Annotated in this window: 8 protein-coding genes and 1 pseudogene; 2 read left to right on the top strand and 7 right to left on the bottom strand. The window is 56.6% G+C overall.

Annotated features, from left to right (window positions below; all coding sequences use genetic code 11):
- Positions 1 to 294: 294 nt before the first annotated feature.
- The 7 genes and pseudogenes from DXXMK7_RS22190 to DXXMK7_RS20770 form a co-directional block, all read right to left on the bottom strand.
- On the bottom strand, positions 295 to 825 hold the full coding sequence (locus tag DXXMK7_RS22190) for an SMI1/KNR4 family protein (protein ID WP_071605244.1): 531 nt from the start codon (positions 823 to 825) through the stop codon (positions 295 to 297).
- Positions 826 to 828: 3 nt separating this feature from the next.
- Positions 829 to 1,584 (bottom strand): annotated as a pseudogene (locus DXXMK7_RS22195) (DNA/RNA non-specific endonuclease); the annotation flags it as partial.
- 110 nt (positions 1,585 to 1,694) lie between these two features.
- A complete protein-coding gene (locus tag DXXMK7_RS20750; RefSeq protein ID WP_038920646.1) occupies positions 1,695 to 2,120 on the bottom strand; it encodes an immunity 26/phosphotriesterase HocA family protein in 426 nt (141 codons plus the stop codon).
- Positions 2,117 to 6,490 (bottom strand): RHS repeat-associated core domain-containing protein, encoded by a 4,374-nt coding sequence (locus DXXMK7_RS20755; RefSeq protein WP_038920647.1) that lies wholly within the window; start codon positions 6,488 to 6,490, stop codon positions 2,117 to 2,119. Before DXXMK7_RS20755 ends, DXXMK7_RS20750 begins: the two co-directional genes overlap by 4 nt.
- An 11-nt stretch (positions 6,491 to 6,501) precedes the next feature.
- Positions 6,502 to 6,909 carry a DUF1795 domain-containing protein gene (locus DXXMK7_RS20760; RefSeq protein ID WP_038920648.1) on the bottom strand — a complete coding sequence of 136 codons (408 nt, stop codon included), beginning with the start codon at positions 6,907 to 6,909 and terminating at the stop codon, positions 6,502 to 6,504.
- Positions 6,910 to 6,923: 14 nt separating this feature from the next.
- Entirely contained in the window at positions 6,924 to 8,777 is a 1,854-nt protein-coding gene (tssI, locus tag DXXMK7_RS20765) for a type VI secretion system tip protein VgrG (RefSeq protein WP_038920649.1), read from the bottom strand.
- Between the two features lie 113 nt (positions 8,778 to 8,890).
- Positions 8,891 to 9,409: an Hcp family type VI secretion system effector gene (locus DXXMK7_RS20770; protein WP_022633128.1), complete on the bottom strand. Its 519-nt coding sequence runs from the start codon at positions 9,407 to 9,409 to the stop codon at positions 8,891 to 8,893.
- 570 nt (positions 9,410 to 9,979) lie between these two features.
- Here DXXMK7_RS20770 and DXXMK7_RS20775 point away from each other — a divergent pair.
- The gene (locus DXXMK7_RS20775) at positions 9,980 to 11,356 is read left to right on the top strand and encodes an MFS transporter (protein WP_082171020.1); all 1,377 of its coding nucleotides are present in this window, start codon (positions 9,980 to 9,982) and stop codon (positions 11,354 to 11,356) included.
- A gap of 157 nt (positions 11,357 to 11,513) precedes the next feature.
- Positions 11,514 to 12,566, top strand: coding sequence for a hypothetical protein (locus DXXMK7_RS20780; protein ID WP_231348827.1), 1,053 nt, complete (start codon positions 11,514 to 11,516; stop codon positions 12,564 to 12,566).
- Positions 12,567 to 12,574: the final 8 nt, after the last annotated feature.

Below are 12,574 nucleotides of genomic sequence, written 5' to 3' on the forward strand. Positions count from 1 at the left end.
GGCGTAGCGGGCGGTGGAGTTCAGCCTCCACTGTCAGCGGTTGCCGTCCACGTAGCTCAACAGGTTGTTATGCCGGTAGGCTGCATTGCAATTACCGAGCAGGACATCCGCTAATTGTGATACCTGCAAGCGCCGAGTGACAAGCGGTTTGATAAACAAGCGGTGACGCAGTGGTTAACGGGGTTTCCAGGTGGGCTGGATTTGGCCGGAGTCACCCATCTATAAGTCGCTGCGACTGAGTGGCAGATAAAATAAAGCCGGAAGGATCATTAAGATCGCTTCCGGTTTTATTCCCTAGTATTTCTCAAAAATAATATTATCAGGAGGAAAGTTATTAGGTAATGAGTCTGGTTTTATTTTTCTTAATAAAACACCAGATAATAAAGACGTTATATTTTCATCAAAATATTCTATATCAGGTGATCTAGATGCAACTATTGCAGTTCCCCATGCATCACTGTTGTTTAGATCGCAAACAACCCAAAATATATAATCACCATTATCCGTTACACCTATTGGTAAAAGCCCATTTTTTTCTGGATAAAGATTATATTTAAAATAGTCTGGATCTTCATTGTTAAGATAATTAAAGTCTTCAATAATTAATTTCTTTTGTTCAAAGAAATTAAGATCATAGTTTTGAGTAAATGGACTAAATATCGCAATGAAATTAGCAATTCGTCCCGTACCATAGTTACTGATAAACTCAACATAGTCATTAGGAAATGTAATGCCTTCATCTATAGAAGGCCAAGTATCACCGCTCCCAGACTCATTGGGAAAATCAGGTGGAACTAAAATGCTATTTAATTTAGGCATGGTCATGATTTACATTCCAGGAGGATTAAGAAGAGTGACGCTTTCAAAGAATCCGCCACTACCTTGAGCGTTCATTGTTATACCTGCCGGTATTCTAGAAGGACCTTTATAGATAGGCGTTACCGATACATCAACTATTTCCCCTCGTTCTAACGCTTTTCTTATACGTCCTTCGATACTGCTCATATCCGGGGTATTCACTGGACGATGTTGAATAGTAACCAAATTACGCACATCATCGCCCGAACCGCCCAATTGTCGCCCTAACAAATGTCCACGAGCACGATTAGAACCTGCTCCTGTAATAAATCCAGGTGGTTGGATGGCAGGATTAGCGTGCGTACCTGTATTTATATAGCTTGAATCTAAGCGAGCTTTCACACCAGTTGGGCGACCTAGGTGATCCAATTCACCGTATCGTATATTACATCCAGCTAACCCGAGCGGATCGATCCAACTTACTGGGTTTTTGACATACGCATACAGGTTTTCACCGCCCGCTATCCCTATCGGGTCTGGCGAGACATAACACCCGCCGGCCGGGTCGTAGTACCGAAAGCGGTTATAGCACAGCCCGCTTTCGCTGTCACGGAGCTGCCCGGCGAAGGCCAGGCCGGGGTCCGGACTTTCCGATTTTTCTGCCTGGCGCTGGCCCCACAGCGTGGCTTTCGGGGCCTGCCAGCGCAGCGCGCCGTCCTGCGCAAACAATGCCTGCGGCGCGCCGTTCTGGCTGCTGGTCACAAAATCCGTTTCCCAGTCGCCGCCGAACAGGTTATATAGTATGGAAAACTGAGTAACAGAGATTAAGTTGCGATGGATAACTTATAGATAAAGTAGAACAAAAAGGATCATCATGATCCCTTTTGTTTTAGTAATTAGCGTTGAGATAAATATTGATGAACCAGTTCATATCCAGCCACACCCATCACATTAAAACTCTTATATTCGTCTTTATTAAGAGCCCTTATGTATTCATCACATTGATATAGATTACCTGCACTCTGATAAATCTTGAGTGCTTCTTTTTTTTGTGTTAGCGGGATATTTCCAATGATTACCCAATCACCATTTTTTATATTTTCTGGCGATGAGAATATAACATCAAACTCCCCTCTTGAGTTTTTAAATGTTAAGAATTCACTGTCGTCTGGCATGCTGCAATCAGCTTGAATTCCAATAACGCCAAAAGAAAATGCTTTCTTAAACCGACCTTTAAAGGCACATACTATCTGACAGATAGCGAATTTTTCATTATTCATTGGGATAACGAACACATCCCCCTCATTATATTTTTTATTCATGTATTCCCCCTTATTATAGATAGCGCATCCTTTAATATTTCATTTCCCCATAATGAATTATCACCGGCAACTTTATAGTTTGCTGCATTAGGATTAGATGGACTATATGATCGAATTTTATTTAGTAGGTTAGTCAATGAATTCATAGATTTTGCACCACCATGCATACCTATTAATTTTTCTTCTAAAAACTTCGCCTCTGCTTTTGTCAGATTGTTATCAAAAATGATTAATTGTTCTAGGTGTGACTTACCAGGGGTTTGAGCATGAATATCCAATCTCGAAGGTGCATCTCCGCGACCTACATATTTTATTTTCCCTCCTTCATGTAAAATATACAACCCCTGCCCATTTACAGAATCATAACTCGCCCCAGTACCACCCGGTTTACGAGTTGAGGGTAACCCATTACAGCGAGCCAACCCAAACGGATCAACCCACGTATTGGGATTAGGCACATACCCGTAGTTACTCTCCCCCCCCAGCACCCCTATCGGGTCTGGCGACACATAACACCCGCCGGCCGGGTCGTAGTACCGAAAGCGGTTATAGCACAGCCCGCTTTCGCTGTCACGGAGCTGCCCGGCGAAGGCCAGGCCGGGGTCCGGACTTTCCGATTTTTCTGCCTGACGCTGGCCCCACAGCGTGGCTTTCGGTGCCTGCCAGCGCAGTGCGCCGTCCTGTGCGAACAGCGCCTGCGGTGCACCGTTCTGGCTGCTGGTCACAAAATCCGTTTCCCAGTCGCCGCCGGTGTGCTGGCGCTGCTGTACCACCAGCTCCCAGCCGTTGTAGACCCAGTGACGACGGGCCACCAGTTGGCCGTGGCGGTAGTGGCGGATTTCCGCTATCTGGTCGCCGTCCCACTGGTAGCGAATTTCTTCGGCTTTCTGGTCACAGCGTTTGCCCACCCGGCGGCCGAACGGGTCGTAGCGGTACAGCCAGCGTTCGCCGTTCGGGGTATCCACCACCCGCAGCTGGTTGCGACTGTCCCAGCGGTACTGCCACACCTGCGGGCGGTAGCCCGGCTGCACCACCTGTTTACGGATAAGCCGTCCGGCCCTGTCGTACTGGTAATGGGTGTCATCGTGCTGAACCAGTCTGCCAGACTGCCACTCGGTAAGCCGTCCGGCCTCCTGTGGCAGGCCGCTGCGGGTGTACTGGTAGCGGGCGGTGGTGTCCACGGTTTTGCCCGCGCCGCCGCTCAGCACTTCCTGCACCCGGCCGGTGGCATCCAGCCGGTAGCCTTCAGCCTCACGGTTGTGGCGCACCCCGGTCAGGTTACCGGCACCGTCGTAGCGGTATTCCCGCGTCTGTGCCGCCAACAGGCGGCCGTCGTGCTGTGCGCCGCTCATCTCCCGCGTCAGCCAGCCCATCACGTCGTATTCGCGCCGCTGCACAAACCCGCTGCCGCCGCTACGGAGCGATTCCCGGCCCGCTGCGTCATGGGTCAGCGTCAGCTCGGCGCCGTCCGGCAACTGCACCTGCCGCAGTTCGCCGGTACGGGTGTAATGGAACAGGCTGGTGAGTGGGGCAAGAGCGTGTGCGGTATCGTCCGCATCGCCGTCCCACGCCAGGGTGCGGGTGACGGTGCGGGCCGCATCATCGTACTGGCGGGTGAGCAGCGTGCCGTTGTGCCATTCGCGCACCACCCGGTCGCGCAGGTCGTAGTCCAGCTGGACGTGGCTCACCGACGAGGTGATTTCCGTCAGCCGGCCCACCGCGTCATAGTGGTAATGCAGGCTGTCGTCCGGCGCGGTTTCGCGCAGCAGCAGCCCACGGGCGTCGTAGAGGAAGTGGCGGGTGTCGCCTTCGCCATTGCGCACGCTGACGCACAGGCCGTCTTCGTCGTAGTCGTAATGGGTGTCGGTGCCGGTCATGTCGCGCTCGCGGATGACCCGCCCGTCGGCGTCCAGCCACCACTGCCAGCGGCTGCCGTCCGGCGCGGTAACGGCAATCAGCTGCTGGCTTTCCCTGTCGTACTCGTAGTGCCAGGTGCGGCCTTCGGCATCGGTGCGCGCGGTCAGCAGGTCGAACGGGCCGAAGGTCTGACGCCACAGTGCGCCGTTGCCGTCCACGTAGCTCAGCAGGTTGTTGTGGCGGTCGTACTGGCGCAGCTCTTCCCTGTCGTCCGGGCGCATCAGCTGCTCCGGCAGCTTCCAGCTGGCCCGGCGATAACCGAGCCCAAAGCGCGCGCCGTCCGCACGTTGCCACTGCACCACCCGGTCCTGCCTGTCGTAGCGTAACTGCTGGGTGCGGCTCTCGGCGTCGGTGGCGCTCAGCAACCGCTGACGGTGGTCATACTGCAACCGGGCCTGCACCTCGCCGGCACGGTCGCTCACCTGCGTCAGCAGGCCGTAGCGGTTCCAGGTAAATCGCACTTCGCTGGCGTCCGGACCGGTGAGTCGCTCCGGGTTGCCTTCGGCGTCATACACCCAGCCCCATTCGCGCCCCAGCGGGTCGGTGACGCCGCACAGCCGCAGCGCGTCGTCATAGTCGTACTGCCACTGGTGGCCGCTGGCGTCGGTAAAGGTGCTGACCCGCCCGGTATCGCCCAGATAGCCGAATTCGACCACCCGCCCGGCGGGCGAGATTTCCCGCAGCAGGTTGCCAACCTCGTCGTAGTCGTAGCGGGTGACGTGACCGAGCGGGGAGGTTTCCCAGCTCATCAGGGACAGGTCGTTAAAGCCGAATTCGCTGCGCTGGCCGAGGCCGTCGGTCATCACCACCCGGTCGGGGAGGTAGTCGAAGCGGGCGGTCAGAAAGCCGTCGGCGCAGGTGGTGTAAACGCAGCGCCCCTGTGCGTCGTATTCGTAGCGCGCCCAGGTCTGGTCGTTATCGTGCCAGCGGGTCAGCCGATGGGCGGCGTCGTACTCGTAGTAGAGGTGATAGGCCTGGGTGGCGTTGGCTTCCACCAGTCGGCCCAGTTCGTCCTGGCGGTACTCGGCCAGCAGCGTTTTCTGGCCGCCGTCGGTGCGCTGAATCTGGTGCAGGAAGTCGCCCTGCCACACCAGCAGCAGGGTAACGCCGTCGCTGTGGCGCACCTGGCGCAGGTAGCCTTTCGGGTCGCGCACCAGCTCGATGCGGTTGTCGTGGGTATCGTGAATGGCCGACAGCAACCGGCGCGTGCCCTGTACCACGCTAAAGTCGCGCCAGGTCTGCTGGTCGCGGTGCCACAGGCTGAAACCCTCGCCCCGGCGGTGCAGGGTAAATTCAGGGTAGTGCGGGCAGTACACCGCCTGCACGTCCTGATGGAAGGTAAAATCGATGTCGTAGCCCTGCGCCAGCGTGATGACCACGTGGGTGTTGAGGCCGTCGCGCGTCACCGTCGCCACCTCGCTCCCGCTGTCGTGCCAGCCGCGGCCCAGCAATCCGACATGCACGGAGGCAGAGCGGTAGGTGCGTTCGAACACCAGCGGCAGCGTCTGGCCCAGTGCGATATCGGTGCGGGATTCAATCACCTCGCCGCTGGCGATGTAGACCGGGTCTTTGAGGAAACCGCGCACCGCTTCCGTGATACGCGACAGCCCCTTGTTGCTGCGAAACCCCTCACTGGCACATTTAACGGCGCTTTTCAGTCCTTCCAGCGTTTTCAGCGCCCCGACACGCATCCCCCGCAGCACCGCCATCGGCCCGCGGGTGAACAACTTGCCCAGCCCTCTGAACATGCCGCGGCTGGGCGGCACCAGAAACTCCACCGCAATCAGCAGCGCTCGTTGCAGGGCGGTAAACTCTTCGGCTATCTCCAGATAGGTGCCCTGACCCGAGCCGAAGAATACCGTCGAGGCGCCTTCCTTGAGGGTGGCGCCGCACACCGTCTTGTCGTCAATGCGGGCGGCCGGCGCGTCGTTCACAAATACCGACTCGCTGCCCTGGGCTATCAACTGCGGACCACTGTGCCGGGTGCAGGCGACGGCATCCTGGGTGGCGCGGGCCACCGGCTGCTTTTCGACAAACACGTTGCCGGAGCCGGACGCCACCGGCCCGAACGACGGCGAGCCGCTGTCCACCATCGCCGAGACCTTGCTGGATACCGAGTCTATCAGGCCGCCCAGCAAACTGACCGCACCAAACCCGGCGGCCAGTTTCACCACCCCCACCACCAGCGCCGCGCCCATACCGCCGGTGCCGATGACGGCGACCGCCACCGCCGCCGCCGCTGCCGCTGCCACGGCAAACACGGCCGCCGCCACCAGCGCCCCGGCAATCGCCCCGAAGATGGCGCCTTTAAAACTCTTGTGCTTGATGGTCTTGCCCGGCGAGGTCGGCGGCTTGCCCTGACAGGGCTGTGGCCGGTCGGCGGGCGGGTTGGGTCGATTACCGGCGTGCATGGCCCCCACCCGGGCCACCCGGCTCAGAATATCGTTCAGCATCGTGACTCCCTTCAGGACGCGGCGGTAAACGTCTCAATCACCGCCAGCAGGGCGGTTTTCTGTTCATCCTTCAGTTCGCCGGCGGCGGTAAGGGTAAAGGTCAGCAACAGCTCGCCGCGTACCTGCATCACCACCACCTGATGCATGGGGCCTTCCGGCGAGCGCCAGCTGTACTCCAGCCCGCGTGCAGGTTGACCATCCAGCGTCAGTTCCCAGGCGGCACGCTCCTGATAGCCCTTCAGGTGGGCGGAAAACTGTGACAGCGTCTGTTCATAGACGGTGTCCGGCGACAGGCCGAACTCAATCGGCGTGCGGTTGACCACCAGATTGGCGGTATCGCCCGGCAGCACAAACACGTGCAACGACTCGTCGCGCCAGCCCGTCGGAATAGCCAGGGTGCCTTCGTTCATCTGATACATACGTTGCGTTTCCCTTAGTTCAAATCGATACGGGTGCCGTTCAGCACCAGTCCTTTACCGGTAATGGCAATGTTGCCGTCCTTATCAATGGCGATGTAGCCGCCGGCGGTGGCAATCAGGATGTCGCCGCTCTGGGACTGGATGGCGATATTGTTTTTCACCTGCAGCGACTCGTTGTCGTTGACGGTGGTGTTGCGGTTTTGGGTGACGGCGACGGTCTGCTCGCCCTGAATCTCGGTGACCTGATTTTCCTTCACCGACACCGTCTGGTTGTGCTGCACCACCACCGTCTGGTCGCCGCCCACGTTCTCGCTGTGGCTGGCATTCACCGACGTGCTGCGGTTGTTCAGCACCACGGTGTTCATGTCCTTCTGGGCGTGGATAAACACCTCTTCCTGCCCGGCCTGGTCTTCAAAACGCAGTTCGTTGAACCCGGCGCCCTTGTGGGTACTGGTGCGCAGCGAGGTGCGGGTCTTGTTCGCCGGCAGCGGATACGGCGACGGGTTGGTGGCGTGAAAGGTGCGCCCGGTGACGATGGGCTGGTCCGGGTCGCCTTCCAGAAAGCTCACCACCACTTCATGACCGATGCGCGGAATGGCAATCAGCCCGTACTGGCCGCCGGCCCAGCCCTGGCTCACCCGCACCCAGCACGAACTCTGGTCGTCGCTGGCGCCGTAGCGGTCCCACGGGAACTGCAGTTTGATACGGCCGTACTCGTCGCAGTAAATCTCTTCGCCCGCCGGGCCGACCACCGTCGCAATCTGCGGGCCGTCCACCATCGGCTTGTACGGCATGGCCGCCCGCCAGGTGGTGGTGGCTTTTACCACTTCGAAACTGTTGCTGAGCGTGGTCGGTTCGCCGCCGCTCTCTTCTTCCAGCGCCTGCGGCTGCTGCCCGCTGTGGGTCACCGCCACCACCTGCCAGGCCAGGTTAAACGCCGGGTTCGGGTGTTCGGTGAGGGTAAAGGTGCTGCCCGGCATCAGTTCGGCGGCGTTGGATTCGCCGCTGCCGGTCATCGCCCCGGCGCGCAGTGCGTCCAGCCGGTAGCCGGTAAACGCCTTGCCGCTCGGGTCCTGCTTGAAGCGGCCGGGGTAGTCGAAGTGCTGGTAGGATTCGCGCTGATGGCCCAGCTCGCTGCTCATCCTGTTGTGCAGCAGCCCGTAGGCCGGGGTTTTGAAGCTGTAATCCTTCAGCGCCACCTCGGCGGTGCTCACCGCTTCGGCGTAGCGGAAACGCCGCACATAGGCGCCTTCGGTCAGCCCCTGCGTCGCCAAATTGAAGAACAGTTCCGGGCCTTTGGTCAGCGCGCCGGCGTCGTCGGCGAACACCACCCGGTGCTTGCCGGCGTCGAACTCGTGGAAATAGAACAGCCCTTCTTCTGCCGCCAGCCGGTGGATGAACGCCAGGTCGCTTTCGCGGTACTGCACGCAGTACTCGCGCACCGCGTGGTCGTGGCGCAGGGCGAAGGCATAATCGGTAATCCCGGCTTCCTCCAGCAGGGTACTGATAATCGCGTCCGGCTTCTGGGTCTGGAAGATACGGGCGTTGGTGCGCAGCCCCAGCCGCCACAGCGCCGGGCGCACCTCGGCCTGATAGCGGGTGCGGCGAAAACCGGTGTCGCCCTGGGCAAAGCGGCTGACGATGCCGCTGACCCGGCGCTGCAACTCGCCTTCGTACCACACCAGCAGCTCGCACGGCTGGTCCAGCACCGCGCCGAAGTCGATGCCGGGCTGGCTGCTGGCCAGATTCAGCGACAGGGCGAACGGCTGGTTCAGCGCCTCGTCGAGTTCAAAATCCACCACCGCGAAGGTACTCTCCGGCAGCGCGCCGATTTTTACGGTGAACTGAAGTCCTGTACTGTTGGCCACCTTGCTTCCTCCTTACGTCCCCGACCTGCGTCCGCACTCAGCGATGGCTGCCGCCACGGCTCAGTACAGACTGAAAACAGCACAACCCGGACCGCAGTCCGGGTTGATGGTCATTACGCTTCGATCGGCGCGCGCCAGTCGTCGGAGCCGGACGTCCCGGCCACGGTGTGCTCCCAGTCCACCTTGCGGTAGGCCAGCGACACTTCGATCAGCTGGGTGTAATCCTGCTTGGACGGGTCCTGGCAGTGCGGCATCTGGTTGTTGATGTCGACAATGGTGGCGTCGGTCAGGGTGGTGGTGAAGAAATGCTCCTGCTTGCCTTCGACAGAGGTGCGGAACCACTTCAGGGTCACGGTCGGCAGCATTTCGCCGGAGGCCAGCGCGTTATACAGCAGCGGCACGGCCTTGTTCAGGGCCACGGTGAATTTGAACGGTTTATGCACGCGCTGGCCTGAAGGCTGGCCGGACTGCGGGTCGGTCGGTACGGTAACGACGTGGTTGAATTCCTGTACCAGCATCTCGTCTTCGTGGCCCTGCACGTAGATGTTGCCGACGGAGTCGGAAGTGAAGGCACCGGCGGTGATATTGCCCTGGGTTTTGCCTTCGATGCTGATATAACATGGAGTTGGCATAGTCTTGCTCCTCGCTGTTGAACATGTGTTTGACTTCACGGTTCATAAAGCAATGACTATGCCACTTTTTATTTGGTTGTTTTAAAAGGGAAAAATCATATCGTCATTTTCCCTAAGTCAAATTTGAGCAAAAAATTGCGCAGACCTCCCGAAAAAACGGCATCCATTGCGCAAACAGGGATTTATGCTGATAACTGAGCAAGAAGTTGCGCAGATTTTGCGATTGTTCTGAAACCGCTTTCCTGCTGATAAATAAATCGACATAAAGCGTGATTAAAATCACATTTTGATTTTAGGGTGCTTCGACAAGCAAACCCCAAGCGCATCGCATGGTATACCGCTCGCTTATCCATCATACGGTCATCTCTGCCCGGTCAGCCCATTACCTCACACAACCGCGTTGTATACGGTCGATTTCCTCTACCTATTTGGTATAACATCAATAAAAAGTTGTCACACCGCTTCACCGATAAGCAGATGTGCCGTCACTGATGCAGAGGATGTAACGTGGCCTTCTCCGATCCTAACGATATTCCACAACCCCTACCCCGTAAGGTGCCCATCTCCGGCATGGCGCTGCTGGTCGCTAGCGCTTTTTTTATGGAATTCCTCGACGGGACGGTCATCGCCACCGCCTTACCGGAGATGGCGAAAGCGTTTGGCGTTCCGGCGATCGATCTCAACATCGGGATTAGCGCCTATCTGCTGACGCTGGCGGTCCTGATCCCGGCCAGCGGCTGGATTGCCGAGCGCTTCGGCGCCAGAAACGTCTTTAGCCTGGCGCTGCTGATTTTTAGCGTATCGTCGCTGTTCTGCGGACTGACGCAGACGGTCACGCAGTTCGTTTTGATGCGTATTGTGCAAGGCATCGGTGGCGCCATGATGGTGCCGGTAGGCCGACTGGCGGTTCTGCGCAATACGCCTAAAGATCAATTGATCAAAGCCATCGCCACCCTGACCTGGCCTGCGCTGGTGGCACCGATTCTGGGGCCGCCGCTGGGGGGCTTCATTACCACCTATGCCAGCTGGCACTGGATCTTCTTCCTCAACGTCCCATTGGGCATAATCGCGATCGCGCTGTCGTTCCGGCTGATGCCCAATCAAACGCCTGATAAGAAACAACCTTTTGATCTGATGGGTTTTCTCTCGATGGGCGCCGCCATGCTGTGTCTGGTCGCCGGTCTGGAAATGTTCAGCCAGCAGAATCTGGATTCAACCCACGCGCTGATCCTGATGGCAGCGGGCCTGCTGGCGCTGTGGTGGGCGGTACGGCATCTGCGGCGGGCTGCCGCCCCGCTGATCCGGTTGACGTCACTGAATGTGCCGACCTTTCGCATCACCATGCGCGGCGGGTTTATCCTACGCGCCACCATCAGCTCCGCGCCGTTCATGCTGCCGCTGATGTTTCAGGTGGGATTCGGGCTGGACGCCTTTCACGCCGGGACGCTGGTGCTGGCCGTCTTTGCCGGCAATCTGGCGATGAAACCGGCCACCACGCCCCTGATGCGCCGTTTCGGCTTCAAAAAACTGCTGATGGTCAACGGCATACTGTGCGTATTGTCGTTGCTGCTTTGTGCCGCGCTGACCCCCACCACGCCGCAGATTCTCACATTATTGCTGCTGTTCTGGGGAGGACTCAGCCGTTCGATGCAATTTACCGGCATCAGTTCGCTGGCGTTCGCGGATGTTCCGGCACAGGAAATGAGTTCGGCCAACACGCTGTTCAGCACCTCACTTCAGTTGGCGAACGGTCTGGGCGTTACGCTGGGCGCGCTCAGTATTCGCGCCGGCGGCTGGATTACCGATGCTATCGGCATACCGCCGGCGGCAGGCATCGACTTCCGGTTAGGGTTCGTGATCATCGCGCTGATCACCGCGCTGGCGCTGTGGGATATCGCCCGTCTGGCGCCCAACGCCGGCAGTAACGTATCCCGGAAAGCGAAGTAATCAACAGCCGGTCGGCCCTCCCGTAAAGGCGGAACACCGCCTAAATACCGCATAGCTGGTACGCAATAACCAATCGCGTCTGTGGATTTTTCGTGACATTTAGTGCTATATTCACAGTAAATTAGAAATTTCGTATTAATCTGATGCAGGGCAGTGAATGCCTTACCCGCTGTGTCTGATGAATAATAAAAACGATCACGAGGTTGACAGCGTTATGCGGTTATTATTTATTTGCCCGAATTGGGCTGATTTGGCTACACCCATTGTGACGGAGATGAAGCGGCAGGGCCACGACGTTATCCATATTGATCATTGCGACTTATCAACGTTTAGCTATTTTGATTCGCGCCACAGAATCATCACGAAATTCTATAAAGCGATAACAGGAAAGAACTACAAACGCCTTGTTCTTGATAATCAGATCAAACTTGGCCTGCACAATTTTTTTATCGGCCGGGAACCGTTTGACGCCATTATCATGACGGAGCCCAAGCTGTTCAATCAACAGCATCTGGAATTACTGCGCCGGCATGGGAGAAAGCTCGTCGCCACATTGTGGGACAGTCTAAAAAAAGCCCCTAATAATGCCTTGTATCTCAACCAATTCGATCATGTACTAAGTTTTGACTGTGAGGACTGCGACCAATTTAACTTTGCCAAAATCACCAATTACATTGATCCTGCCTGGAAAAGTACTATTCCTTACCAGGCGTGTGAGTATGATGTTTTTTCCATTATGAGTTTCACTCCGGAAAGATACAGGCAAGTAATCAATTTTCTTGATAGAAACCCTGATCTAAAATCCAATATTATTTTTTATGTCGGTAAGTCTGGAAAACAAAAAAATATAAAAGATAAAAGAATAAAAATATCGGAAAAATTGCTGCTGGGTGATGCACTGGCGCACGAAATCGATAATACAAAGGTTATTCTGGATATTGTACAAGGCCAACAGACTGGATTGTCATTCCGCGCCTATGAATCAATGGCTTATCAGAGAAAACTGATTACCAGCAATCCCTATATAACCAATTATGACTTTTATAACGCGCAAAACGTGTGTGTTCTGAATCAGGATGGATCAATTCAGCCTGATTTCATCCACACCCCTTACCAACCCGTGCCGGAAAACATCTATCACCAGTACACACTCTGTGCATGGGTACAGAAAGTCATTCGGGAAATATCAAACAACACCTGCCATGCGTAGGTCTAACC

This window comes from Dickeya sp. MK7 (genome assembly GCF_000406305.1).
GTDB lineage: Bacteria > Pseudomonadota > Gammaproteobacteria > Enterobacterales > Enterobacteriaceae > Dickeya > Dickeya fangzhongdai.

Excerpts from the sequence above, each read along its gene's own strand:
- DXXMK7_RS22190 (WP_071605244.1), bottom strand. The coding sequence starts at position 825 with ATGACCATGCCTAAATTAAATAGCATTTTAGTTCCACCTGATTTTCCC.
- DXXMK7_RS20750 (WP_038920646.1), bottom strand. The coding sequence starts at position 2,120 with ATGAATAAAAAATATAATGAGGGGGATGTGTTCGTTATCCCAATGAAT.
- DXXMK7_RS20755 (WP_038920647.1), bottom strand. The coding sequence starts at position 6,490 with ATGCTGAACGATATTCTGAGCCGGGTGGCCCGGGTGGGGGCCATGCAC.
- DXXMK7_RS20760 (WP_038920648.1), bottom strand. The coding sequence starts at position 6,909 with ATGTATCAGATGAACGAAGGCACCCTGGCTATTCCGACGGGCTGGCGC.
- DXXMK7_RS20770 (WP_022633128.1), bottom strand. The coding sequence starts at position 9,409 with ATGCCAACTCCATGTTATATCAGCATCGAAGGCAAAACCCAGGGCAAT.
- DXXMK7_RS20775 (WP_082171020.1), top strand. The coding sequence starts at position 9,980 with ATGGCGCTGCTGGTCGCTAGCGCTTTTTTTATGGAATTCCTCGACGGG.
- DXXMK7_RS20780 (WP_231348827.1), top strand. The coding sequence starts at position 11,514 with ATGCCTTACCCGCTGTGTCTGATGAATAATAAAAACGATCACGAGGTT.